Source organism: Achromobacter ruhlandii (assembly GCF_902859695.1).
In the GTDB taxonomy this organism is placed as follows: Bacteria; Pseudomonadota; Gammaproteobacteria; order Burkholderiales; family Burkholderiaceae_B; genus Achromobacter; species Achromobacter ruhlandii.
The window spans coordinates 32,660-55,858 of the sequence record NZ_CADIJL010000031.1 but is presented as its reverse complement, the minus strand read 5'-3'; the positions used below and the strand labels follow the sequence as shown (position 1 = coordinate 55,858).

Below are 23,199 nucleotides of genomic sequence, written 5' to 3'. Positions count from 1 at the left end.
TGCGAAAGGCTCGATGGCAAGGGAACCCCCGAACCGTCCATGTTACCCACACTTCGGGACGGAAAAACGCAATGTGGACCGCCCCGGCATCGCCCACCGGCATTCCCACCCAAGGAAAACATCATGGCCCAGGACTATCGCGTCACCCTCAAGGATTGGATTCGCCAGGCCACCGGCGCGCAAGACTCGGACGAATTCGAACAGACCGGCATCACGGTCTTGAGCATATCCCCGTTCCCGGAAGCCATCATCCTGGCCCACCCGCCCGAGAACAGCGAGGTGTTCATCCTGGCGGTCCAGGTCGACGCTCTGGATGCCGACGTCCACCCGACCCTGCTGCGCAACGTGCTGCAACTCAATTGCGACCCGGGTCTGCTACCGGGCGCCTTCGCGCTGGAGCCCCAGGAGCAGGTCGTGCTGTACCGCTGGGTCGTGGACCTGCCGGGCATGGACGAGACCAGCTTCCAGAACGTCGTGGGCAACTTCGCCGTGCTGGCGGGCAAGGCGCTCGACGCCTATCGCGATGCCTTGCCCGTGGCCGCCGCCGCTGGCGCCGAACCCTTCGGCCAAGCCGCCGGCGCCCTGCGCGCCTGACCCCGGGGAGATCCATCATGCTGAGCGCATTGCGAGTCCTCACCACCAAGGCGCCGCAGGTCGCCGATACGGCCAGGCGCGTCGTCACCAATCACACCCAGAAGCAGGTCGCCCTGCCGTTCGTGCGTCAGTACACCATGAGCATGCGCCACCAGCCGTCCACCATCACCACCCAGATACGGCACTACAGCTCGTCGTCCACGCCGCCCGACGACACCGGCGGCGGCAGTGGCATTCAACGCACGCGCGGCCATTCGACCGCCGGCACCCAGGGTCACCCCAGTCCCGCCACGCCATCCTCGCAAGGCCCCGGCCTGCTGAGCATCGCGGTCGACGCCCTCGTCAACGCGGTCTCGGCCCTGTTCGGGCAGACCGGCACGGCCTCGCCGCCCTTGCCGACCGTCGCCCCCGAGCGCGCCAAAGAGGTCTACGCCTATCTGGGCGACCACAGCTTCAAACGCCCCTCGGCGCAACCCTTCCAGGGCGATGCGCAGGCGGCGGTCCGCTTCCACCAGCAACGCGCCAGCGAGACCGCGACCAGCCTCGGCGTGCCCAAGAGCATGGCCGACCAGATGCCGCCGGAGGCGGATCTGGCGATGTGGATGTACCAGCAGGCGCAGACCGATGGCGGCAGCGTGGATGACAACCACGTGCCGCCCCCGTTCAACGGTCGCGATTTCAACCAGGCGCTGCGCGGCGACGCGCCGCTCAGGTCGGGAGAATCCCGCCCCCCGCGCGACACCCACGATGCCCGCGACATATCCCGCGAGAAACTGATCGCCGGGCTGGAACTGCGGGTGCTGACGCCCCCCACGCCGTCGGGCGAGCCCAAGGTGTATGCCCGCACCCTGGCCACCAACGACCACAACGCCGAGTTGCTCAGGCGCCTGAACGCGGGCGAAGCGGTCACCGATGCCGGCGTCATCTCGGTCACCACCAAGCTGGACGCCGCGTCCCCCGCCATGTACCTGGTCTCCGTCGACAATGCCTTCGTCGACCCGCATGGCCCGGACGCCAATGACCTGGCGCGCGCGGAAGCCGAGCATATGGCGGTCGGGCAGGTACTGGTCAAGATCGGCGAACACAATGGCGTGCCGATCGTGGCGGCCCACGCGGACATGGCGGTCCATGCCAATGCGCTGGCCGACATCGCCCGTCACTTCACCTTCCAGGAAGGCACGCTGGAAACCGCCGTCCAGACCCAGGCGCGCACCGAACGCGCCGACGCCGCCCGCACGCGCATCGCCGAACATCCCGACGAACTGCTGGCGCTGGCTCGCGGCAAGCTGACCGCCTAGCGCCGCTCGCCCCGCCTGGCGCCCTGCCCGCCCGGCGTCAACGGCGGTCCGCCAGGGGCGGGCCGCCGATCTCCGCCCGGCTGGCCCACAGCAGGTCGTACAGCGCCTGCGCCGCCAGCGGCAGGCTGCGGCCCTGGCGCCACACCAGGTACAGCGGCCGCAGCAGCGCCTTGCCCGCCAGCGGCACGATGCGCAGGTCCGTGCCGCCGAAGTGGAACAGCGTCATCGCCGGCACCACCGCCACGCCCAGGCCGGCGCGCACCAGCCCGGTGACCGTGGCCAGGTGCTCGACCTCGAACACCGGCGGCGGCGCGTCGGCGCCGAAAGCCGCGTCCAGATGCTTGCGCACGCTGCTGTTGCGCGCCAGCTGGATCACCGCGTGACGCGCCACGTCGCGCAGGCGCACCCGCGCCTGCGTTGCCAGCGGATGATCGGCGCGACACACCAGGAAATAGCGATCGGCGTGCAGGAACTCGCTGTCCAGGTCGCTCATGTCCGGGCGTCGCGAAGCCACCGCGAAGTCCACCTGGCCGTCGCGCACCATGTCCAGGCACGGATCAAGCAAGGCATCGCGCAGGTCCACCGCGATGCCCGGATGCTGCTCGCGGAACCGCGCCAGCAGCGGCGGCAGCCAGCCCGCCGCCAGCGACGGCAGCGCGGCCAGCGCCACCCGGCCGCGACGGCGGGCGGCGTGATCGCGCAGGTCTTCCATCACCAGGTCCATATCGGCCAGCAGGCGGCGCGCCGACGCGTCCAGCACGCGCCCTTCGGCCGTCAGTTCCACATTGCGGGTGTTGCGGTCGAACAGTCGCAGGCCGGCGCTGTCTTCCAGCTGCCGGATCAACGCGCTGAAGGCCGGCTGCGTCAGGTGGCAGCGCTGGGCGGCGCGGGTGAAGTGCCTTTCTTCGGCCAGGGCCACGAAAGCGCGCAATTGCCGGGCGGATAGATTCATGGCTTTTTTGGATTAATTGATCCGATATTTCTATTTTACGGATGATCGGACGCTGCCTATAGTGGGCTCCGGCTTCCCTCACGCGACTTTTATGCCTTCCTCTCCCCTGCTCATCGGTTGCGCCTCCGGCTTCTCCGGCGATCGCAGCGACGGCGCCGCCGCCGTGGTGCGTACGCTGGCTGCCCGGGGCGGCGGCACGCTGATCTTCGAAACACTGGCCGAGCGCACCCTGGCGCTGGCGCAACTGGCGCGCAATGCCGACCCGCGCCGCGGCTACGAGCCGCTGCTGGACGAACTGGTGGCGCCGGTGCTGGCCGACTGCCTGCGCCACGGCATCGCCATCGTCAGCAACTTCGGCGCCGCCAACCCGGTGGGCGCGGCGCGCCGCATTGCCGAACTGGCGGCGCAGCAGGGCCTGCCGGCGCCGCGCATCGCCGTGATCCATGGCGACGCGCTGGACACACCGGCACAGCGCGACCTGCTGCGGCAACGCCTGGGCGCGGCGCTGGACGGGGTCGAGGTGGTCAGCGCCACCGCGTACCTGGGCGCCAGCGAGATCGCGCAGGCGCTGGCCGCCGGCGCGCAGATCGTGGTCGCCGGCCGCGTCGCCGATCCGTCGCTGACGCTGGGCCCGGCGCTGGCCCATTTCGGCTGGGACGCGCAAGACTGGCCGCGCCTGGGTCGCGCCACCATGGCCGGCCACATGCTCGAATGCGGCCTGCAGGTCACCGGCGGCTATTTCTGCGTGCCCGGCCTGAAGGAAGTGCCGGACGTGCATGCCGCCGGCTTCCCCATCGCCGAGATCGACGCCGACGGCGAGTTCGTCATCGGCAAGGCCGCCGACACCGGCGGCGCGGTGAACGCCCGCACGGTCAAGGAACAGCTGTTGTACGAGGTGCACGACCCCGCCCGCTACCTCACCCCCGACGTGGTGGCCGACCTGAGCCAGGCGCGCGTCGAGGAACGGGGTCCCGACCTCGTCGCCGTGCGTGGCATCACCGGCCACGCGCGCCCCGCGGAACTGAAGGTCAACGTCTGCCACCACGGCGGCTGGCTGGCCGAGGCCGAAATTTCCTACGCCGGCGTGCAGGCCGAGGCGCGCGCCCGGCTGGCCGCCGACATCGTGCGCCAGCGCATCGGCCCGGCGCTGCGCCTGCGCGCCGACCTCATTGGCGCCATCAGCATTCTGGACAACGACGCCGGCGCCTTGCGGCAGGGCCAGGCGGCCGGACACGCCCGCGATGTGCGCCTGCGGATCGCCGGCGAGCACACCGATCGCGCCATCGCCGAACGCGTGCTGCGCGAAGTCACTGCGCTCTATACCTGCGGCCCTGCCGGCGGCGGCGGGGTGCGCACGGCGCTGCGCCCGCGCCTGAACATGGTGTCCTGCACCATCCCCCGCGATGCCGTGCCCAGCGGCTGGCGCTTCCTGGACGAGATCCCGCAATGAACACCCCGTCGATGACCGTGCCCCTGTACCGCCTGGCGCACAGCCGCTCCGGCGACAAAGGCGACACCTCCAACCTCAGCCTGATCGCCTGGGACCCCGAATGCTATGAAGTGCTGGCCGCGCAGGTCACCGAGGCGCGCGTGGCCGCCTGGTTCGCCTATCGCCAGCCGGCCCGCGTCACCCGCTACCTGCTGCCGACCCTGCACGCCATGAACTTCGTGCTCGAAGGCGTGCTGGACGGCGGCGTCAACGACGCGCTCAACCTGGACGCGCACGGCAAGAGCCTGTCTTTCCGCCTGCTGGACATGACGGTGCCGGTCAGCGCCGCGCTGGCCGCCCGCCTGCCCGACATTCCGCAGGACCGTCCCGCCCCCGCCTGACCCCGCAGCACCACCACGACAACAACACACACAACACACGACAGGAGACACATCATGCGCTTTACCCTCAAGGGCCGGCTGGCCCTGCTGCTGGCCGCCATGCCGCTGGCCGCCCTGGCCCAGGGCGCCGCCGCCAACGGCTTTCCGACCAAGCCCATCACCTTCATCGTGCCGTTCGCCGCCGGCAGCGCCACCGACCAGATCGGCCGCGCCATCGGCCAGGGCGTCACCGAACAGACCGGCCAGGCCGTGGTGATCGAGAACAAGCCCGGCGCCAGCGCCATGATCGGCGCCGCCACCGCGGCCCGCGCGGCGCCCGACGGCTACACCGTGCTCATTACCACCAACACCACCCACGCCGCCAACGAGCACCTGTACAAGACGCTGACCTACCAGCCGGTCAAGGACTACGCGCCGATCTCGCTGCTCGGCAAGGGCGGCCAGATCATGGTGGTCAACCCCAACTCGACCGCCAAGTCGGTCGGCGACTTCCTGGCGCAGGCGCGCCAGTCGCCCGGCAAGCTGAGCTTCGGCAGCGGCAGCTCCAGCAGCCGCATCGCCGGGGAACTGCTGCAGCAGATGGCCGGCGTACAGTTGCTGCACGTGCCCTACAAGAGCAACCCGCTGGCCGTCACCGACCTGCTCGGCGGCCAGATCGACATGATGATCACCGACACCGCCACCGGGCTCCCCCAGGTCAAGTCGGGCAAGCTGCGGGCCCTGGGCGTGACCGGCCAGGCACGCTCGCCGCTGGCGCCGGACGTGCCCACCATCGCCGAATCCGGCGTGCCGGGCTACGAGATGGGCTACTGGTTCGCGGCCTACGCGCCGGCCGGCACCCCGCCCGACGTGGTCAAGCGCCTGAACGAACTGCTGGTCAAGGCCACGCAGAGCGCCCCGGCCAAGCAGTTCTATGCGCAGACAGGCACCGACCCGGCCAGCTCCACGCCGGACGAGCTGGCGCAGTTCCAGCAGGCCGAGTCGAAGAAGTGGGGCGACATCATCAAGAAGGCCGGCATCCAGCCGGAATGACCGTCCCGGGCGGCTGCGCGCCGCCCTGCTGGCGCCTTTCCCGCAGAAACAAAAAGCCCCGTCGCAGAGGCGACGGGGCTTTTTGCTGGAGCGGATGAAGCGCGACTTATTTGTCGACGAAGGCGCGCTCGACCACGTAGTCGCCCGGCTGGCCCACGCCCGGCGACACCACGAAACCACGCTTGTCCAGCATGGCGCTGATGTCGGCCAGCATATGCGGGCTGCCGCAGATCATGGCGCGATCGGTTTCGGGGTTGATCTGGGGGATGCCGATGTCTTCGCACAGCTTGCCGCTTTCCATCAGTTCGGTGATGCGGCCCTGGTTGCGGAACGGCTCGCGCGTGACGGTCGGGTAATAGACCAGCTTTTCGCGCACCACGTCGCCGAAGAATTCGTTGTTGGGCAGTTCGTTCTCGATGAAGTCGGCGTAGGCCAGCTCGCTGACCCAGCGCACGCCATGCACCAGGATGACCTTGTCGAAGCGTTCGTAGACGTCCGGATCCTTGATGATGCTCATGAAGGGCGCCAGGCCCGTGCCGGTGCCGAACAGGAACAGGTGCTTGCCCGGCTTGAGGTCGTCGACCACCAGCGTGCCGACCGGCTTGCGGCTGACCAGGATGGTGTCGCCTTCCTTCAGGTGCTGCAGGCGCGAGGTCAGCGGACCGTTCTGCACCTTGATGCTGAGGAATTCGAGGTTCTCTTCGTAATTGGCGCTGGCGATGCTGTACGCCCGCAGCAGCGGCTTGCCTTCGACTTCCAGGCCGATCATGACGAAGTGGCCGTTGTGGAACCGCAGGGCCGCGTCACGCGTGGTGGTGAAGGAGAACAGGGTGTCGTTCCAGTGGTGCACGCTCAGCACGCGCTCGGTATTGAAAGCAGCCATGTCGTATCTAGTAAGGGCGGGACCAGGGGTCGACGGGAAACCGCGACGGCCTCGGCTCGTTCCGCGAGGGGTTCGCCATGGCGCACAAAGGACGCGCCCGGCATTAGGGTTGTCCCTATTCTACAGGGACTTGATGATAATTGCTCTCATTATTCCGTAATACCCTTATGCCGTATTGATGGGGATCAAGGGTCTTATGCGCAGTCTTACATTGAGTTGAATACGATAAAACTTCCTGTTATCGTCCCGCTCTGACTTGATAATCATTTTCGTTAGCAGACCGCTTTGCCGGAGTCCCTATGTCCAAGCGTCCCCAAATGACCACCCTGCTGCGCGCCCTGGCCCTGGCCGGCGCCGCCGCCTTCGCCGTCCCGGCCCACGCGGCCGAGGAAGTCAGCCTCTACACCACCCGGGAACCGAAGCTGATCCAGCCGCTGCTGGACGCCTTCACCAAGGAAAGCGGCATCAAGGTCAACACCGTGTTCGTCAAGGACGGCCTGCTCGAGCGCGTCAAGGCCGAAGGCGCCAAGTCGCCCGCCGACGTGCTCATGACGGTCGACATCGGCAACCTGCTCGACCTGGTGGATGGCGGCGTGACGCAGTCGATCAAGTCGCAGACGCTGGAATCCGTCATCCCCGCCAACCTGCGCGGCGCCGATGGCAAATGGTACGCCCTGTCGCTGCGCGACCGCGTGCTGTACGTCGAAAAGGACCTGAAGCTGGAATCCTTCCGCTACGAAGACCTGGCCGACCCGAAATGGAAGGGCAAGGTCTGCATCCGCTCGGGCCAGCACCCCTACAACACCGCCATGGTCGCCTCCATGATCGCCCATGACGGCGCCGAGGCCACCGAGAAGTGGCTGCGCGGCGTCAAGGCCAACCTGGCCCGCAAGGCCGCCGGCGGCGACCGCGACGTGGCCCGCGACATCCTGGGCGGCATCTGCGACATCGGCCTGGCCAATGCCTACTACGTCGGCCACATGAAGAACGCCGAGCCCGGCACCGACGCCCGCAAGTGGGGCGACGCCATCAAGGTGGTCCGCCCGACCTTCGCCAACGAAAAGAGCGGCGGCACCCACGTGAACGTCAGCGGCGCGGCCGTGGCGGCCCACGCGCCCAACAAGGCCAACGCCATCAAGCTGCTGGACTTCCTGGTGTCCGAGCCGGCGCAGGCCCTGTACGCGCAGGCCAACTACGAGTACCCGGTGCGCAAGGGCGTCAAGCTCGACCCGGTCATCGCCAGCTTCGGCGAACTGAAGGTCGATCCCCTGCCCCTGACCGAGATCGCCAAGTACCGCAAGCAAGCCAGCGAGCTGGTGGACAAGGTCGGTTTCGACAACTAAACGCGGCAAGGCGGCGCCCGCCGGCGCCGTCTCGCGGCACTCAGGCCTGCCCTTGCTCGCCCGGAAAACTCCCGGGACGCGCGACGGCAGGCCTTGACGCTACTACAGGCGCCGCCCGCGCAGCGCCTTCCCCGCAGTAACCCTTGTGAAGCATGCATACAGATTCCCTGCCCCGGCCACTGCGTTTGCGCTGGGCTGAACGCGGCGCCGGCTGGCTGGCCGGCGCCGCCCTGATCGGCCTGGCGGTGCTGGCGCCGGTGCTGACCCTGGTCTGGTGGGCGCTGGGCGGCGATCTGTCGCACTGGCGCCACCTGGCCACCTACGTGTTGCCGCAGGCGCTGGCCAACACCGCCGCGCTGCTGGCCGGCGTGGGCGTGCTGGTGACCCTGCTGGGCACCGGCTCGGCCTGGCTGGTGACGGCTTACGAATTCCCCTCGCGGCGCACCTTGACCTGGGCGTTGCTGCTGCCGCTGGCGGTGCCGACCTACATCATCGCCTTCGCCTACCTCGACCTGCTGCACCCGATCGGCCCGATCCAGAGCGCCATCCGCGCGCTGCTGGGCTACGACAGCCCGCGCCAGTTCCGGCTGCCGGACCTGCGCTCGATACAAGGCGCGATCTTCGTGCTGGGCTTCGTGCTGTATCCCTATGTCTACCTGAGCACCCGCGTCATGTTCATGACGCAGGCGGCCAGCCTGCTGGAAGCGGCGCGCACGCTGGGCGCGGGCCGCTATGGCGTGTTCTTCCGGGTGGCGCTGCCGCTGGCCCGTCCGGCCATCGTGGTGGGCGTCAGCCTGGCGCTGCTGGAAACCCTGAACGACATCGGCGCGTCCGAGTTCCTGGGCGTTCAGACGCTGACCGTCTCCGTCTACACCACCTGGGTCACGCGCTCGGACCTGGCCGGCGCGGCGCAGATCGCGCTGACCATGCTGGCCATCGTGATCGGCCTGATCCTGCTCGAACGCCATGGCCGCAAGCGCCAGCGCTACGCCAACACGCAACGCATGCGGCCGATGCAGCCGCGGCGGCTGCGCGGCGCGGCCGCCGTGCTGGCGGCGGTGCTGGGCTGGATTCCCGTGATCATCGGCTTCGTGGCGCCGGCGCTGTACCTGGTGGTCGAGACCTACAAGCGCCTGCACCTGGTGGGCGGCGTTTCCAACCAACTGCTCAACGGCTTGGGCAACACGCTGATCGTGGCGTTCAGCGCCACCATTGTGACGCTGCTCTGCGGCCTGATCGTGGCCTGGGCCGGCCGCACGCTGCGCGAAAGCGCCGGCTTCAACCCCGGCCGCGCCTGCGCCCGCGTCGCCAGCCTGGGCTACGCCGTGCCCGGCACCGTGCTGGCCATCGGCCTGCTCACCCCCTTCGTCTGGATCGACACCGCCGTGGCCAAGGTCTTTGGCGGCGGCGGCCTGTTCCTGATGGGGTCGATGGCGGCGCTGGTATGCGCCTACGCCATCCGCTTCCTGGCCATTTCCACCGGCGCGCTGGAAGCCGGCCTGGCCCGCATTCCGCCGTCGCTGGAACAGGCCTCGCGGCTGCTGGGCGAAAGCTCGGCGGGCACCCTGCGCCGCGTCCACCTGCCGCTGCTGCGCCCGGCGCTGGCGGCCAGCGCGCTGCTGGTGTTCGTGGACGCCATGAAGGAGCTGCCGGCCACGCTGCTGCTGCGGCCCATGAATTTCGACACGCTCGCCACCTGGCTCTACGCCGAAGCGGCCCGCGGCACCTACGAGGAAGGCGCGGTCGCCGCGCTGGCGATCGTGCTGGCCGGCCTGCTGCCCGTCATCCTGCTGGCCCGCACCAATCTGAAAATGGGACATTGAACATCGTGCCCGATCTGCTTGAACTCGATCACCTCTCGCTGGCCTACGACACCCCCAAGGGCCTGCGGCCCGTGGTGCAGGACCTGACGCTGGGCCTGCCCGCCGGCCACATCGGCTGCCTGCTGGGCGAATCCGGCTGCGGCAAGACCACGGTGCTGCGCGCCATCGCCGGCTTCGAACCGGTGCGCGCCGGACGCATCCTGCTCGATGGCGCGGTCATCTCCTCGCCCGCCGAGCAGGTCGCGCCGGAAAAGCGCCGCGTCGGCATGATGTTCCAGGACTACGCCTTGTTCCCGCATCTGTCGGTGGCGCAGAACGTGGCCTTCGGCCTGCGCCGCCTGGAGCGCGCCGAGCGCGCCCGCCGCGTCGAGGAAATGCTGGCGCTGGTCGGCCTGGCGCATGCCGCCAACAGCTATCCGCACGAGATCTCCGGCGGGCAGCAGCAGCGCGTGGCGCTGGCGCGGGCCCTGGCGCCCTCGCCCGACCTGCTGCTGTTGGACGAACCGTTTTCCAACCTGGATGTCGACACCCGCGAGCGCCTCGCCTTCGAGGTGCGCGAGATCCTGAAGACCACGGGCCACACCGCCATCCTGGTGACCCACAACCAGGCCGAGGCCTTCGCCATCGCCGACCGCATCGGCGTCATGGCATCCGGGCGCATCGCTCAATGGGACACGCCCTACAACCTGCACCACCACCCGACGGACGACTTCGTGCGCGACTTCATCCGCCGCGAAGCGCTGGTGGAGCAACGCGAGCAGGTCTTCGCGCGCGGACGCTGATCCAAGGGCCGCGCCCGGGGCATGGGCGCGGCACGCAACGAACCGGCGATTGCGGCGGGTCCGGCCGGCGGCGCGGCCCGCGCCCACGACGGCCGATCAGTCGGCCGACAGTTTCACCTTCTGCGACAGCGCCTTGAACGACTCGTACTGGCTGCGGGTCAGGCGTTCCACTTCCGCCGGCGTCGAGCCATACGGCATGAAACCGGCCTGCTCCAGCTTGTCCTTGACATCCGGCATCGCCAGCGCCGCCTGGAAGGCTTCGCTCAACGCGGCCGTGATTTCCGGCGGCATCCTGGCCGGGCCATAGACGGCGAACCACGGATCCACCACCGCCCCGCCATAGCCCAGCTCGGCCAGCGTCGGCACGTCCGGCAGGGCCGGCGCGCGCTTGCTGCCGGTGACGGCCAACGCGTGGACCTTGCCCGACTTGATGTGCGGCAGCGAGGCTGGCAGGTTGTCGAACAGGATCGGCAGATGTCCGCCCAGCAGGTCGTTCAGCGCCTGCGCGCTGCCCTTGTAGGGAATGTGCTGCATGCCGGCGCCGGTGAGCTGGTCGAACATGACGCCGGCCAGGTGCATCGAGGTGCCGGTGCCCGGCGTGCCGAAGGCCGTGCCCGGATGCTGCTTGGCGTAGGCCACCAGATCCTTGACGCTGCCCGCCTTGAGCGACGGGCCGGTCTCCAGCACCACCGAGGACGCGCCCAGCATGCTGATGCCGGTGAAGTCCTTGGTCGGATCGAACGGCATCGACGGATAGACGAAGGGATTCAGCGCATTGGTGGAGATGGCGCCGAAGCCAATGGTGTAGCCGTCCGGCGCGGCCTTGGCCACGGCGTCCATGCCAATGTTGCCGCCGGCGCCCGGACGGTTTTCGACGATGACCGGCTGGCCCAGTTTCTCGGCCACTTTCGCGCCGGCGGTGCGCGCCACCAGGTCGGTGGTGCCGCCGGCGGTGTACGGCACGATGAACACGATGGGCTTGGCCGGATAGCCGGCGGCCTGGGCGGCAGCGGCGCCATGGACCAGCGCCAGCGCGGCCAGGCCGCGCAGCGCGTTCAGGGTAAAGCGTTGCATGATGTCTCCATCCCGATTGTTATCACGTTAGGGATGCGCATCATACTGTGTGGCGCAATTCAGACGCCATGACGAACGAAATCGCGGTTCTTCGCACGTGCGCCGATCAATCCGCCGCGATCGGTGATACAGTGCGGACTTCCCGGCAAGCGGCGCCTTGATTGCGTCGCGGCTTCGCCGGCCCCCAGGCGCCGCGCCCGATGCGCCGCCCTACCCCCACACACCGTACTGCACAGGAGGAAAGCACCATGCAACAACAGACTTCCCCCGTTGCAGGCCGCGTCTAGCACGTTCGAATTTCCTTGCCGCATTCCTGGCGGCAGACCATTCGCATTGCCTTGGCCCGGACCTGCCTGACAGGGTCTCTCATCCGTACCGCATCCACACGGCCGCGGCCGCTGTGAACGCCTCGCCATGGGTCGCCTGCGCCCGCCGCGCTTTCGCGGCGAGTGTTGGCGTGACCTGGGCGCGCGCGAGCGCAATGAGAGCAAGCCCTCCTCATGACCTGATCTGGAATTTTCCATGGGCAATTGCATTCAAGCACTGTCCGAGCGCGTCACATTGATCGCCTCGGACGACACCTGGATCGAAGGCAACGCGATCCAACAACTCCATACCACCGCCAGGCTCGCCGGCATGCGCCGCGTCGCGGGCATGCCGGACCTGCATCCCGGACGCGGCTATCCGGTGGGCGCCGCGTTCTTCTCGCTCGGCCGCCTGTATCCGGCCTTGATCGGCGGCGACATCGGCTGCGGCATGGCGCTCTGGTCGACGCATCTCGAAAGCCGCAAAGTCGCGCCCGACAAGCTCGACAAGCGGCTGCGCAACATCGACGAACCGCTGGACGACTCGTGGCAGGCGCTGGTGTCGGAACTGGCGCCCGCCGGCGTCGGCCATCGGCAGGCGCTGGGCACCATCGGCGGCGGCAACCACTTCGCCGAGCTGCAGTGCATCGACGAAATCCACGATGCGCAGGCATTGGCGGCCTTGCGCATCGACGAGAAAAAGTTGCTGCTGCTGGAGCACAGCGGTTCGCGGGGCCTGGGCCGCTCGATCCTGGAGGAACACGTCCGTCGCCATGGCCATGACGGCCTCGAGCAGGACAGCGCCGCATGCCGGGATTACCTGGCGCAACACGATGACGCGTTGCGATTCGCGCAGGCCAATCGCCACCTCATTGCGCGCCGCATGCTGGCACGCTGGGGCGTGGATGGCGAACAGGTGCTGGACGTCGACCACAACCTGGTAACCCCCGCCGTCATCGCCGGAGAAGCGGGCTGGCTGCACCGCAAGGGCGCGACCCCGTCCGACGGCGGGCCGGTCATCATCCCCGGTTCGCGCGGCGACTTCAGCTATCTGGTGGCGCCGATCGCCAGCGAGGCCAGCCTGTTCTCGCTGGCACACGGGGCGGGCCGCAAGTGGATGCGCAGCGAGTGCAAGGACAGGCTGTTCAAGCGCTACAGTCCCGCGCAACTGAGCAAGACCCGGTTGGGCAGCCATGTCATCTGCCAGGACAAGCAACTGATCTATGAGGAAGCGCCGGAAGCGTACAAACCCGTGGACAGCATCATCGCCAGCCTGCAACAGGCGGGCCTGCTGACGGCGCTGGCCAGGCTGCGCCCGGTGTTGACCTACAAGACCCGGGGGGAGTGCTGCTGATGATGCTGCTACAGTTATCCGCGGCCCAGGGCCCCGATGAGTGCTGCCTGGCGGTCGCCAAGGCCCTTGCCTACCTGTTGCGCGAGGCCGAGGCGCGCGGCGTTGGCATCGATATCCTCGAACAGGAGACCGGCGCCCGAGCCGGCACCTATCGCTCGGTGCTGCTGGCCCTCGATGGTCCGGGCGCGGCCGGCCTGGCCGCGTGCTGGGAAGGATCGATCCAGTGGATCTGCCCCAGCCCCTATCGCCCTGGCCACCCGCGCAAGAACTGGTTCATCGGCGCGTTGCGTTGCGACCCGCCGGCCATCCGCCAGGACACGGAAATACGCTTCGAAACGACGCGCGCATCCGGGCCGGGCGGCCAGCACGTCAACAAGACGGAATCCGCGGTGCGCGCGACGCACGTGGCGACGGGCATCAGCGTGAAGGTGCAGTCCGAGCGCAGCCAGCATGCCAACAAGCGCATCGCCGCGCTGCTGATCGCGCATCGGCTGGTCCAACATGAGCAGGCCGCGCATGCCACGGAGCGGGCCCGGCGGCGCCAATTCCACCACGAGGTGGCACGGGGTGATCCCGCGCGCGTGTTCAAGGGAGAGGCGTTCGAGTTGTTGAAAGCCGGATAGACGGCGAACCGGCCGGAGCCGCCAGGCGCATGTCGCCCGGCGCTCCGGCCGGGCGCGTCAGGCCCGCGGCGGCGGCAGCGGGATGAACTCGGTCTCGTCGCCCGGCACGGTCTGGCCGAAGCGGTTGCGCTGCCAGTCTTCCTTGGCCTGCTCGATGCGGTCCTTGCTGCTGGAGACGAAATTCCACCAGAGGAAGCGCGGGCCTTCCAGCGGTTCGCCGCCCAGCACCGCGAAGCGCGCGTCGGTACAGGCGCGGATCTGCACCGGACGGCCGGGCGCGAACACGATCAGGCGGCCGCTCTCGAACACCTGCCCGTCCACCTCGACCGAGCCGATCGCCAGGTAGGCGGCGCGCTCTTCGTGTTCCGCGGGCAGCACGGTGACGGCGCCGGCCTGCAACTGCATGTCGCCATAGAACAGCGGCGAATGGGTCTTGACGGCCGAGGTCTTGCCGAACAGCGAGCCGGCCACGACCTGCGCGCGCACCCCCTCTCCCTCGACCACGGGCTGGGCGTCCAGGCCATAGTGGGTGAAACCGGGATCGGATTCCTCGTGGGCCTTGGGCAGGCCGACCCAGATCTGCAGGCCGGCCAGGCGCTGCGCGGCCTGGCGGCTTTCGGGCGAGGAGCGTTCGGAGTGCACGATGCCACGGCCGGCCGTCATCCAGTTCACCTCGCCGGGCAGGATGGTCTGGGTGTTGCCGGCGCCGTCGCGATGCACCATCGAGCCTTCGTATAGATAGGTGACGGTGGACAGGCCGATGTGCGGATGCGGGCGCACGTCGATGCCCGAGCCGGCCGTGAATTCAACCGGGCCCATGTGGTCCAGGAAGACGAACGGGCCGACGGTGCGGCGCTGCGCCGAGGGCAGTGCGCGCCGGACTTCAAAGCCGCCCAGGTCGCTGCTGCGCGGCACCACCACGGTTTCGATCTGGCTGTCGCCGGCTTGGGACAAAGTGGACATGGGAATACTCCTGTAGGTTGGCCGTCTCGGGACCATGTTAAGGCCCGGGGGGGCTTTGCTGAACCGCCTGCCGCGCCGCCGCCCGTTGTCGGGCGGGCGACGCGTATCGAAAACAACGCCGGACGGACCGTCAGGTTCGCCCGGCCGCCGACCGTCAGGCCAGATCGAACACCAGCACCTCGGCGTTGTCGCCGCCGGACAGCGCCACCCGCGTTTCATCGCTGATCGCGACCGCGTCGCCGGCCGCCAGCGCCACGCCGTTGACCGTCAGGCTGCCCCGGGCCACGTGCACCCAGGCACGGCGGCCGGGAGCCAATTCCAGCGTGGCCGACTCGTCGCCGTCGAACAGGCCGGCATAGAGCCGCACGTCCTGATGGATCGTCATCGAGCCGTCGACGCCGTCGCCCGACACCAGGGCTTGCAGACGGCCGCGCTTTTGGGCGTCGGTGAAGGCCTTTTCTTCATACTCCGGCGCGATGCCGGTGACGTTCGGCTCGATCCAGATCTGCAGCATGTGCGTTTCCTTGTCGGCGCGCGGGTTGAACTCGGAGTGCATCACACCGCGGCCGGCGCTCATCCGCTGCACGTTGCCGGGCTGGATGGTGGAGCCGCTGCCCATGCTGTCCTTGTGCGCAATGGCGCCGTCCAGCACGTAGGTGATGATCTCCATGTCGCGGTGGCCGTGGGTGCCGAAACCGCGGCCGGCGGCGATGCGGTCGTCATTGATCACGCGCAGCGCGCCGAAACCCATATGGGCCGGGTCGTAGTAGTTGGCGAACGAAAAGGTGTGGAACGAATCGAGCCACCCGTGGTTGGCGTGACCGCGTTCGGCGCTACGGCGAAGGGTAAGCATAGTGGACTCCCTGTTTCAAATAAGTGAATGGTCTTGCGGTGACCGGCTTGTCTTGCGGTATTGCTGAAAGCCTCACTGCTCAACCGGCATGAGTGACATTGTGCGCGTACCTGAAGGCCGATTTGACGCTATGATTTGAAGAAACCATTCAAATTATTTGAACGAAACTTGCCGGAGCGCGCCGATGCAGCCGATCACCCCCGAATTGCTCGTCCTGGTGGATGCGATCGCGCGCCACGGCAGCTTCGCCAAGGCGGCGCGCGAACTGGACAAGGTGCCCTCCGCCGTGACCTACGCGATCCGCAAGCTGGAGGATGGGCTGGACGTGCTGCTGTTCGACCGCTCGGGCCACCGGGCGCTGCTGACGCCGGCAGGCGAGGCGCTGCTCAAGGACGGGCGCCACGTGCTGCAGTCGCTGGACGACCTGGCCTGCCGGGTCAAGCGTATCGCGACGGGCTGGGAGGTGGAACTGCGCATCGCCGTGAGCGCGGTGCTGCCGTGGCGGCCGCTGTACGACCTGGTTGAAGAGTTCCAGGCGCTGGGCAGCGCGACCACGCTGCGCTTTTCGACCGAGGTGCTGAGCGGCAACTGGGACGCGCTGACCTCGAATCGCGCCGACCTGGTGATCGGCGCGGGCGCGGCGGGCGAACCCACCGGCCCCTACCGCTCGGTGACGATGGGCCAGGCGCAGTTCGGCTTCTGCGTGGCGGCGCACCATCCGCTGGCGTCGGCGCCGCAGCCGCTGAGCCGCGCCGACATCACGCGCTATTGCGCGGTGGTGGTGGCCGATACCTCGCGCAACCTGCCGCCGCAGTCGCGCGGCATCCTGGCCGAGCAGCCGACGCTGGTGATGCCGACGATGCAGGCCAAGATCGAGGCACAGATTCGGGGATTGGGATGCGGCTACCTGCCGCTGACGCTGGCGGCGCCCTATCTGGCGCAGGGCGTGCTGGTGATCTGCGATACCGACGAGGGCATGTCGCTGACCGAGCACGTGGCGTATGCGTGGCGGGCGGAAGCGCCGGGCGAAGCGTTGAAGTGGTGGCTGCAGAAATTGAAGTCGCCGCGCCTTTGCGAAGGGCTGCTCGGCATGGCGTGAGCATGCCGTCTGCGCGGCGGGACGTCACGCGGACGGCGCGAAGCCGCCCGCGTGTTCCTGGCAGACGCGCCCTACTCGTCCTCGATGCCGAGTTCGCGCAGCTTGCGGGTGATGGTGTTGCGGCCGATGCCCAGGCGCGAGGCCGCTTCGACGCGGCGGCCGCGGCTGGCGTCCAGGGCGCTTTGCAGCAGGATCTTCTCGAACTGGCGCGTCAGGGTGGCCATGACGGCCGGTTCGCCGCGTTCGAGGCGGTACTGGGCGTCCCGCAGCAGCGAGTCCTGCCAGTTGCGCGGAGCGCCGTCGTCCGTGGGCACGATGGATGGCGCGTGCTGGACCACGGTGCCGATGGCGGGCACGGGACTGCCAGCCGGCGGACGGGGCGAAACCGTGCCGGCTGCGGGCGCGTGTTCCATGGCGCGGATCTCGGGCGGCAGATCGGCGCGTTCAACGGTCTGGCCCGGCGCCATGACGGTGAGCCAATGGCAGAAGTTCTCCAGTTGGCGCACGTTGCCGGGGAAGTCGAACTTGGTCAGCACCGCCAGCGCTTCCGGGGTCAGGCGCTTGACCGGCACGCCCAGCGCGCGGGCGCTGGCGGTGAGGAAGTGGTTGGCGAGCGCCGGGATATCCTCGACCCGTTCGCGCAGCGGCGGCAGGCGCAGCCGGATGACGTTCAGGCGGTGGAACAGGTCTTCGCGGAACAGCCCCTGCTCGACCCGCTGTTCCAGCGGCTGGTGGGTGGCGGCGACGATGCGCACGTCGACCCGCACCGGCTGGGCGCCGCCGACGCGGTAAAAGCTGCCCTCGGCCAGCACCCGCAACAGGCGGGTCTGCAGTTCGATCGGCATGTCGCCGATTTCGTCCAGGAACAGCGTGCCGCCGTGGGCTTCCTCGAAGCGGCCGCGGCGCAGCGTGTTGGCGCCGGTGAAGGCGCCGCGCTCGTGGCCGAACAGTTCGGCTTCCAGCAGGTCGCGCGGGATGGCGGCGGCGTTCAGGGCCACGAACGGGCCGCTGGCGCGCACGCCATGGCCGTGCAGCGCGCGCGCCACCAGTTCCTTGCCGGTGCCGGATTCGCCGGTGATCAGCACGGTGACCTTGGACTGCGCCAGCCGGCCGATGGCGCGGAACACTTCCTGCATGGCGGTGGAGGACGACTGCGTCATCATCCAGCGTTCGTTGTTCTGGGCCTCGCCCTGCCCTTCGGGGCTTTCGGGCTGGGCCGATTCCTGCATGGCGCGCTGGATCAGCGCCACCGCCTCGTTCACGTCGAAAGGCTTGGCCAGGTAGTCGAAAGCGCCGCCCTGAAAGGCGGACACGGTGCTGTCCAGGTCGGCGAAAGCGGTCATAACGATGACCGGCAGGCCGGGATGGCGTTCTTTCAGCTGGCGCAGCAATTCAAGACCGTTGCCGCCGGGCATGCGGATATCGGAAACCAGGGCGACGGGCGTGTCGTGCGCCAGCGCATCGAGCACGTCGGCGGCCTGGGAGAAACTACGGGTGGGGACTCCGGCGCGGGCCAGGGCCTTTTCGAGGACCCAGCGGATGGCCTGGTCGTCGTCGACGATCCATACGGGTTTCATCAGAGTGCGGGCTCCATCGGTAGGACCAGGCGAAATTCGGTGCGCCCGGGTCGGGATTCAAATTCGATGATGCCTCCGTGCTGCTGCACGAAATCCTGGGCCAGGCTCAGGCCCAGTCCGGTCCCGCCGGCGCGGGCGGTGACCAGGGGATGGAAAATGCGGTCGCGGATGTGCTCCGGCACGCCCGGACCGTTATCGATGATGGACAGCTCCAGCGCCAGGCGATGCTGACGGTGCGCCAGCATGACCTGCCGCGCGACGCGGGTGCGCAGCGTGACGACGCCGGGCTCCAGCCCGGGCGCCTGGGGCCGCGCGACCAGTTCCTGCGCGGCGTTGCGGGCCACGTTCAGGACCGCCTGCATCAGCCGGGCGGCGTCGCCTTTCAGGTCGGGCATGGACGCGTCATAGTCGCGCACCAGCGTGACGTCGTTGCGGAATTCGGCCTGGATCAGGGCGCAGACGCGCTCGCAGATCTCGTGGATGTTCACCGGCCGCGCGTTCAGCGGCACGCGTTGCGGGCCGCTCAGGCGGTCCACCAGCGCCTGCAGGCGGTCGGCTTCGGAAATGATGACCTGGGTGTACTCGGCCAGCGCCGCGCTCGGCAACTCGGCTTCCAGCAGTTGCGCGGCGCCGCGCAGGCCGCCCAGGGGATTCTTGACTTCGTGCGCGAGGTTGCGCAGCAGTTCGCGATGCGCCTCGATCTCGTCGACCAGGCGATGGTTGCGGTCGGCAAGCACGCGCTGCTCGATCTCGCGGGTCTCGATCAGGGCGGGCCAGCGTTGGCCGCTCAGTCCCACCGTGGTCACGGCCACTTCCACCGATTCGGCGGCGCGGCGCAATGAGGCCAGCTGCCTGACGTCGGCATATCTGCCGGCCGCGGCGCGGTCGATGGACGATTGGATGTTTTCCGGATTGTCGAACAGCGTGGCGGCGGAATGGCCGCACAACTGCTTGCGGGAACGGCCGAAAAGATCCTCGGCGGCCGCATTGGCATATTCGATGTGCCCGCGTTCGTTGACCAGGAAAACGGACGTGGCAAGCAGATCGAGAGCTTCTACATTCATTTTCAACGTACCCGAATGACTACAAGGGGGAAATCGGCACACCGGTCCGGTGGCGCTTGTGCGCGCTGCCCTGCCCGCCGGCGCGGGGCCGGCGGGACAGGCTGTCGGTCGGCGACCTGGCGGTGCGCGTGGTGTCGGCCCTGGTTTCTGCCTACATCATCGCGCTCCCCCAGCCACGGCCCCTGGGATCAGAGGCTGTAGTACATGTCGAATTCGACCGGGTGCGTGGTCATGCGCAGACGGTTCACATCGGCCATCTTCAGGTCGATGTAGGCGTTGAGCATGTCGTTGCTGAACACGCCGCCACGGGTCAGGAACTCGCGGTCGTTGTCCAGCGCTTCCAGCGCCTGCTCCAGCGAGGAGCACACGGTCGGGATCTTGGCGTCTTCTTCCGGCGGCAGGTCGTACAGATTCTTGTCGGCCGGATCGCCGGGGTGAATCTTGTTCTGCACGCCGTCCAGGCCGGCCATCATCAGGGCCGAGAAGGCCAGGTACGGGTTGGCCAGGGGGTCCGGGAAGCGCGCTTCGACGCGGCGGCCCTTCGGGTTGCCCACGTACGGGATGCGGATCGAGGCCGAACGGTTGCGGGCCGAGTAGGCCAGCTTGACCGGGGCTTCGTAGTGCGGGACCAGGCGCTTGTACGAGTTGGTGCCCGGGTTGGTGATGGCGTTCAGGGCGCGGGCGTGCTTGATGATGCCGCCGATGTAGTACAGCGCGAATTCCGACAGGCCGGCGTAGCCATTGCCCGCGAACAGGTTCTGGCCGTCCTTCCAGATCGACTGGTGCACGTGCATGCCGGAACCGTTGTCGCCGACGACGGGCTTGGGCATGAAGGTGGCGGTCTTGCCGTAGGCATGGGCCACGTTGTGCACGATGTACTTGACGATCTGGGTCCAGTCGGCGCGTTGCACCAGGGTGCTGAACTTGGTGCCGATTTCCAGCTGGCCGGCGCCGGCCACTTCATGGTGGTGCACTTCGACCGGCACGCCCATCTGTTCCATCAGCAGGCACATTTCCGAACGCATGTCCTGGAACGAGTCGACCGGAGGAACGGGGAAGTAGCCGCCCTTGACCGCGGGACGGTGGCCGGTGTTGCCGCCTTCGAATTCCAGGCCGGTGGACCAGGAGGCCTCTTCCGACTTGATCTTGACGAAGGTGCCCGACATGTCGGTGTTCCAGGTCACGCCGTCGAACACGAAGAATTCGGGTTCCGGACCGAAGTAGGCGGTGTCGCCCAGGCCCGAGGCCTTCAGGTAGGCTTCGGCGCGCTTGGCCAGCGAACGCGGGTCGCGGTCATAGCCCTTCAGGTCCGACGGTTCGACCACGTCGCACGACAGGATCAGGGTCGGCTCTTCGCGGAACGGATCCAGGTTGGCGGTCGACAGGTCGGGGATGAGCAGCATGTCGGAGGCTTCGATGCCCTTCCAGCCCGGGATCGACGAACCGTCGAAAGCCTGCCCGCTTTCCAGCTTGTCTTCATCGATAGCGGAAGTGGGCACCGACACGTGGTGCTCGCGGCCAACCGTATCGGTAAAGCGGAAATCCACGAATTTGACTTCGTTGTCGGCGATCTGTTTCAGGACGTCTTTCGGGCTTGCCATGTCATCTCCATTAGATAAAAGGGTCGAGGGCTGTGCCGCTCGACTGGCATAAAAGAGGGAAGCAATAAGCGTGCCAGGTTTCACCCCCGGGATTGCCCGGGGGCAGAGGCAAGTCGATGGGAAAATGTAGCACCAATCTGGTGCAAAAGATGGGGCATGAATGCCCCATCATGGTGCTTTATTGCTACAGGAACATTTCCTGCAGGTCATTCAGGAAGCGCCAGCCCAGGGGCGTGGCCCGCAACCGGGTGGGATCGGCGTCCAGCAGGCCCTTGCCGGACGCTGCCTCCAATTGGTGCGCAATGGCGGCCAGCGACAAGCCGGTGCGCTCGTTGAACAAGGTGGTGGCCACCCCGTCCTTCAGGCGCAGGGCATTGAGCATGAACTCGAACGGCAGCTCGTCCGGGCCGACCTGGCGGCTCTCGGCCAGGTGGCTGCCGTCGCGGGCGGCGGCCGCGCGCATCCAGGATTCCGGGCTACGCAAGCGCGCCTCGCGCACGATGCGGTCATGGAACGACAGTTTGCCGTGCGCGCCCGGCCCCAGGCCGAGGTAGTCGCCGAACTCCCAATAGTTCAGGTTGTGGCGGCAGCGCGCGCCCGGCCGGGCGTAGGCCGAGACCTCGTAGCGCGCCAGGCCGGCGGCCGCCAGCTCGGCCTCGACCGCGTCCTGCATGGCGGCGCTGGTGTCGTCGTCGGGCAGGTCCTCGGGCGGGAACTTGGCGAATACCGTGTTGGGCTCCATCGTCAGGTGATAGAGCGACAGGTGCTCGGTGCCGAAGCCGACGGCCTGGCGCAGGTCGGCCACGCACGCGTCCAGGGTCTGGCCCGGCAGCGCGAACATCATGTCCAGGTTGACCCGTGGCGCGGCGCGCTGGGCCATCTCGATGGCCGCGCGGGCCTGGGCCGAGTCGTGGATGCGGCCCAGCTTCTTCAATTGGGCGTCGTCGAAACTCTGGATGCCCAGCGAAAAGCGCGTCACGCCACTGGCGGCGTAGTCGCGGAACCGGTCGGCCTCGGCGGTGCCGGGGTTGGCCTCCATGGTGATTTCCGCGTCGGGCCACACGTTCAGACAGGCGCGCAGCATCGCCAGCAGTTCGTCCAGGCCGGCGGCCGACAACAGGCTGGGGGTGCCGCCGCCGATGAACACCGAGACCACCTGCCGGCCCCAGATCGACGGCAGCGCCTGTTCCAGGTCGCTGCGCAACGCGTCCAGGTAGGCGCGTTCGGGAATCTCGCCGCCGGGCGCCGCGTGCGAATTGAAATCACAGTACGGGCACTTGCGCACGCACCACGGCACGTGCACGTAGACCGACAGCGGCGGCAGGCTGGTCAGGGTGGCGCCGGCCGGCGTCACCAGGCGCGAGCGGGCCGCGCCCATTTCGGAGCGGATGGGGATGGTGATGGACATTCGGTGTTCCTGGAGGCGGCGCGGGCGCGCCCCGGGTCAGGCCTGGTTCAGCTTGCTCAACAGTTCGCGCAAGGCGCGGGCGCGATGGCTGATGCGGTTCTTTTCCTCCGGCTCGAGCGCGGCGGCCGTCAAGCCCTGGTCGGGCAGGTAGAAGTGCGGATCGTAGCCGAAGCCGTTGGCGCCTTCCGGCTGATCGATGATCTCGCCCTGCCACAGGCCCTCGCCGATCAGGGGACGCGGGTCATTCTCGCCGCGCACCAGCGCCAGCACCGCCACGTAGCAGGCGCTGCGATCGCTGGCCGTGGCCAGGTTGCGGACCAGCAGCGTGTTGTTGGCCTGGTCGGATTTTTCGCCGCCATGCATCTTGGCGTAACGGGCCGAATACACGCCCGGCGCGCCGTCCAGCGCGGCCACGCACAGCCCGGAATCATCGGCCAGCGCCGGCAGACCGGTCAGGCGGCTGGCGTGGCGCGCCTTGGTCAAGGCATTTTCGACGAACGTAACGTGAGGCTCCTCGGCCTCGGGCACGCCGAGTTCGCCCTGAGGCACCAGCTCGATGCCGAGCGGCGCGAACAAGGCGGAAAACTCGCGCAGCTTGCCGGGGTTGTTGGAGGCCAGCACGACGCGGCGCAGGGAATCGGGAATCTTGGGGGAGGTCATGGCGCAAATTGTATAGGGCGCGGCGCCGATGCCGGGGCGCAACGGCCGCGGGGCGCGAAACAACACCGACATATTTCATTG

21 protein-coding genes are annotated in these 23,199 nt (G+C 68.3%); 11 read left to right on the top strand and 10 right to left on the bottom strand.

Annotated features, from left to right (window positions below):
- The first annotated feature begins 123 nt into the window (after positions 1 to 123).
- Both HV742_RS26065 and HV742_RS26060 read left to right on the top strand, forming a co-directional pair.
- Positions 124 to 594, top strand: a complete 471-nt coding sequence (locus tag HV742_RS26065) for a YbjN domain-containing protein (protein ID WP_175146729.1) — start codon at positions 124 to 126, stop codon at positions 592 to 594.
- 17 nt (positions 595 to 611) lie between these two features.
- Positions 612 to 1,892: a hypothetical protein gene (locus HV742_RS26060; RefSeq protein WP_175146728.1), complete on the top strand. Its 1,281-nt coding sequence runs from the start codon at positions 612 to 614 to the stop codon at positions 1,890 to 1,892.
- Between the two features lie 37 nt (positions 1,893 to 1,929).
- On the opposite strand, the gene HV742_RS26055 is transcribed toward HV742_RS26060, so the two are convergent.
- Positions 1,930 to 2,844, bottom strand: a complete 915-nt coding sequence (locus HV742_RS26055) for a LysR family transcriptional regulator (protein ID WP_054495535.1) — start codon at positions 2,842 to 2,844, stop codon at positions 1,930 to 1,932.
- Positions 2,845 to 2,935: 91 nt separating this feature from the next.
- Between HV742_RS26055 and HV742_RS26050 the strand changes: the two genes are divergently transcribed.
- The 3 genes from HV742_RS26050 to HV742_RS26040 are packed head-to-tail and all read left to right on the top strand — an operon-like array spanning position 2,936 to position 5,706.
- A complete protein-coding gene (locus HV742_RS26050) occupies positions 2,936 to 4,294 on the top strand; it encodes an acyclic terpene utilization AtuA family protein (protein ID WP_175146727.1) in 1,359 nt (452 codons plus the stop codon).
- Positions 4,291 to 4,674 carry an AtuA-related protein gene (locus HV742_RS26045; protein WP_116791212.1) on the top strand — a complete coding sequence of 128 codons (384 nt, stop codon included), beginning with the start codon at positions 4,291 to 4,293 and terminating at the stop codon, positions 4,672 to 4,674. Before HV742_RS26050 ends, HV742_RS26045 begins: the two co-directional genes overlap by 4 nt.
- 54 nt (positions 4,675 to 4,728) lie before the next feature.
- Positions 4,729 to 5,706, top strand: a complete 978-nt coding sequence (locus tag HV742_RS26040) for a Bug family tripartite tricarboxylate transporter substrate binding protein (protein ID WP_175146726.1) — start codon at positions 4,729 to 4,731, stop codon at positions 5,704 to 5,706.
- 106 nt (positions 5,707 to 5,812) lie between these two features.
- Here HV742_RS26040 and HV742_RS26035 read toward each other — a convergent pair whose 3' ends face one another.
- A complete protein-coding gene (locus tag HV742_RS26035) occupies positions 5,813 to 6,589 on the bottom strand; it encodes a ferredoxin--NADP reductase (RefSeq protein ID WP_026383518.1) in 777 nt (258 codons plus the stop codon).
- A gap of 299 nt (positions 6,590 to 6,888) precedes the next feature.
- Between HV742_RS26035 and HV742_RS26030 the strand changes: the two genes are divergently transcribed.
- The 3 genes from HV742_RS26030 (at position 6,889) to HV742_RS26020 (ending at position 10,537) form a co-directional block, all read left to right on the top strand.
- A complete protein-coding gene (locus HV742_RS26030) occupies positions 6,889 to 7,932 on the top strand; it encodes a Fe(3+) ABC transporter substrate-binding protein (protein ID WP_006388240.1) in 1,044 nt (347 codons plus the stop codon).
- A 152-nt stretch (positions 7,933 to 8,084) separates the two neighbouring features.
- Complete coding sequence (locus HV742_RS26025) at positions 8,085 to 9,755, top strand: ABC transporter permease (protein ID WP_049073523.1); 1,671 nt, start codon at positions 8,085 to 8,087, stop codon at positions 9,753 to 9,755.
- 5 nt (positions 9,756 to 9,760) lie between these two features.
- On the top strand, positions 9,761 to 10,537 hold the full coding sequence (locus HV742_RS26020) for an ABC transporter ATP-binding protein (protein ID WP_049077764.1): 777 nt from the start codon (positions 9,761 to 9,763) through the stop codon (positions 10,535 to 10,537).
- A 96-nt stretch (positions 10,538 to 10,633) separates the two neighbouring features.
- On the opposite strand, the gene HV742_RS26015 is transcribed toward HV742_RS26020, so the two are convergent.
- Positions 10,634 to 11,611, bottom strand: coding sequence for a Bug family tripartite tricarboxylate transporter substrate binding protein (locus HV742_RS26015; protein WP_175146725.1), 978 nt, complete (start codon positions 11,609 to 11,611; stop codon positions 10,634 to 10,636).
- Positions 11,612 to 12,133: 522 nt separating this feature from the next.
- Between HV742_RS26015 and HV742_RS26010 the strand changes: the two genes are divergently transcribed.
- Positions 12,134 to 13,270, top strand: a complete 1,137-nt coding sequence (locus tag HV742_RS26010) for an RNA ligase RtcB family protein (RefSeq protein ID WP_175146724.1) — start codon at positions 12,134 to 12,136, stop codon at positions 13,268 to 13,270.
- The gene (prfH, locus tag HV742_RS26005; RefSeq protein ID WP_063583849.1) at positions 13,270 to 13,893 is read left to right on the top strand and encodes a peptide chain release factor H; all 624 of its coding nucleotides are present in this window, start codon (positions 13,270 to 13,272) and stop codon (positions 13,891 to 13,893) included. The genes HV742_RS26010 and prfH overlap by 1 nt, the downstream gene beginning before the upstream one ends.
- 57 nt (positions 13,894 to 13,950) lie before the next feature.
- Here prfH and HV742_RS26000 read toward each other — a convergent pair whose 3' ends face one another.
- Both HV742_RS26000 and HV742_RS25995 read right to left on the bottom strand, forming a co-directional pair.
- Complete coding sequence (locus HV742_RS26000; RefSeq protein ID WP_175146723.1) at positions 13,951 to 14,856, bottom strand: pirin family protein; 906 nt, start codon at positions 14,854 to 14,856, stop codon at positions 13,951 to 13,953.
- Between the two features lie 154 nt (positions 14,857 to 15,010).
- A complete protein-coding gene (locus HV742_RS25995) occupies positions 15,011 to 15,709 on the bottom strand; it encodes a pirin family protein (RefSeq protein WP_049073519.1) in 699 nt (232 codons plus the stop codon).
- 184 nt (positions 15,710 to 15,893) lie between these two features.
- Here HV742_RS25995 and HV742_RS25990 point away from each other — a divergent pair, with 184 nt between their 5' ends.
- On the top strand, positions 15,894 to 16,808 hold the full coding sequence (locus HV742_RS25990; RefSeq protein WP_049073518.1) for a LysR family transcriptional regulator: 915 nt from the start codon (positions 15,894 to 15,896) through the stop codon (positions 16,806 to 16,808).
- A 71-nt stretch (positions 16,809 to 16,879) separates the two neighbouring features.
- On the opposite strand, the gene ntrC is transcribed toward HV742_RS25990, so the two are convergent.
- From ntrC to rdgB, 5 genes are all read right to left on the bottom strand, one after another.
- Positions 16,880 to 18,385 carry a nitrogen regulation protein NR(I) gene (gene ntrC, locus HV742_RS25985; protein ID WP_175146722.1) on the bottom strand — a complete coding sequence of 502 codons (1,506 nt, stop codon included), beginning with the start codon at positions 18,383 to 18,385 and terminating at the stop codon, positions 16,880 to 16,882.
- Positions 18,385 to 19,449 (bottom strand): nitrogen regulation protein NR(II), encoded by a 1,065-nt coding sequence (glnL, locus tag HV742_RS25980; protein ID WP_049073516.1) that lies wholly within the window; start codon positions 19,447 to 19,449, stop codon positions 18,385 to 18,387. Before glnL ends, ntrC begins: the two co-directional genes overlap by 1 nt.
- A gap of 188 nt (positions 19,450 to 19,637) precedes the next feature.
- On the bottom strand, positions 19,638 to 21,050 hold the full coding sequence (gene glnA / locus HV742_RS25975) for a type I glutamate--ammonia ligase (RefSeq protein ID WP_049073515.1): 1,413 nt from the start codon (positions 21,048 to 21,050) through the stop codon (positions 19,638 to 19,640).
- Positions 21,051 to 21,234: 184 nt separating this feature from the next.
- The gene (gene hemW, locus HV742_RS25970; RefSeq protein WP_175146721.1) at positions 21,235 to 22,458 is read right to left on the bottom strand and encodes a radical SAM family heme chaperone HemW; all 1,224 of its coding nucleotides are present in this window, start codon (positions 22,456 to 22,458) and stop codon (positions 21,235 to 21,237) included.
- 36 nt (positions 22,459 to 22,494) lie between these two features.
- Positions 22,495 to 23,118 (bottom strand): RdgB/HAM1 family non-canonical purine NTP pyrophosphatase, encoded by a 624-nt coding sequence (rdgB, locus tag HV742_RS25965; RefSeq protein ID WP_100505209.1) that lies wholly within the window; start codon positions 23,116 to 23,118, stop codon positions 22,495 to 22,497.
- Positions 23,119 to 23,199 lie beyond the last annotated feature (81 nt).

What these genes read in the sequence shown, in the direction of transcription:
- HV742_RS26050 (WP_175146727.1), top strand. Translation starts at nt 2,936, where the DNA reads ATGCCTTCCTCTCCCCTGCTCATCGGTTGCGCCTCCGGCTTCTCCGGC.
- HV742_RS26045 (WP_116791212.1), top strand. Translation starts at nt 4,291, where the DNA reads ATGAACACCCCGTCGATGACCGTGCCCCTGTACCGCCTGGCGCACAGC.
- prfH (WP_063583849.1), top strand. Translation starts at nt 13,270, where the DNA reads ATGATGCTGCTACAGTTATCCGCGGCCCAGGGCCCCGATGAGTGCTGC.
- HV742_RS25995 (WP_049073519.1), bottom strand. Translation starts at nt 15,709, where the DNA reads ATGCTTACCCTTCGCCGTAGCGCCGAACGCGGTCACGCCAACCACGGG.
- rdgB (WP_100505209.1), bottom strand. Translation starts at nt 23,118, where the DNA reads ATGACCTCCCCCAAGATTCCCGATTCCCTGCGCCGCGTCGTGCTGGCC.
- glnL (WP_049073516.1), bottom strand. Translation starts at nt 19,449, where the DNA reads ATGAATGTAGAAGCTCTCGATCTGCTTGCCACGTCCGTTTTCCTGGTC.
- HV742_RS26055 (WP_054495535.1), bottom strand. Translation starts at nt 2,844, where the DNA reads ATGAATCTATCCGCCCGGCAATTGCGCGCTTTCGTGGCCCTGGCCGAA.
- HV742_RS26015 (WP_175146725.1), bottom strand. Translation starts at nt 11,611, where the DNA reads ATGCAACGCTTTACCCTGAACGCGCTGCGCGGCCTGGCCGCGCTGGCG.
- HV742_RS25990 (WP_049073518.1), top strand. Translation starts at nt 15,894, where the DNA reads ATGCAGCCGATCACCCCCGAATTGCTCGTCCTGGTGGATGCGATCGCG.
- glnA (WP_049073515.1), bottom strand. Translation starts at nt 21,050, where the DNA reads ATGGCAAGCCCGAAAGACGTCCTGAAACAGATCGCCGACAACGAAGTC.
- hemW (WP_175146721.1), bottom strand. Translation starts at nt 22,458, where the DNA reads ATGTCCATCACCATCCCCATCCGCTCCGAAATGGGCGCGGCCCGCTCG.
- HV742_RS26030 (WP_006388240.1), top strand. Translation starts at nt 6,889, where the DNA reads ATGTCCAAGCGTCCCCAAATGACCACCCTGCTGCGCGCCCTGGCCCTG.
- HV742_RS26000 (WP_175146723.1), bottom strand. Translation starts at nt 14,856, where the DNA reads ATGTCCACTTTGTCCCAAGCCGGCGACAGCCAGATCGAAACCGTGGTG.
- HV742_RS26065 (WP_175146729.1), top strand. Translation starts at nt 124, where the DNA reads ATGGCCCAGGACTATCGCGTCACCCTCAAGGATTGGATTCGCCAGGCC.
- HV742_RS26060 (WP_175146728.1), top strand. Translation starts at nt 612, where the DNA reads ATGCTGAGCGCATTGCGAGTCCTCACCACCAAGGCGCCGCAGGTCGCC.
- HV742_RS26040 (WP_175146726.1), top strand. Translation starts at nt 4,729, where the DNA reads ATGCGCTTTACCCTCAAGGGCCGGCTGGCCCTGCTGCTGGCCGCCATG.
- HV742_RS26035 (WP_026383518.1), bottom strand. Translation starts at nt 6,589, where the DNA reads ATGGCTGCTTTCAATACCGAGCGCGTGCTGAGCGTGCACCACTGGAAC.
- HV742_RS26025 (WP_049073523.1), top strand. Translation starts at nt 8,085, where the DNA reads ATGCATACAGATTCCCTGCCCCGGCCACTGCGTTTGCGCTGGGCTGAA.
- ntrC (WP_175146722.1), bottom strand. Translation starts at nt 18,385, where the DNA reads ATGAAACCCGTATGGATCGTCGACGACGACCAGGCCATCCGCTGGGTC.
- HV742_RS26010 (WP_175146724.1), top strand. Translation starts at nt 12,134, where the DNA reads ATGGGCAATTGCATTCAAGCACTGTCCGAGCGCGTCACATTGATCGCC.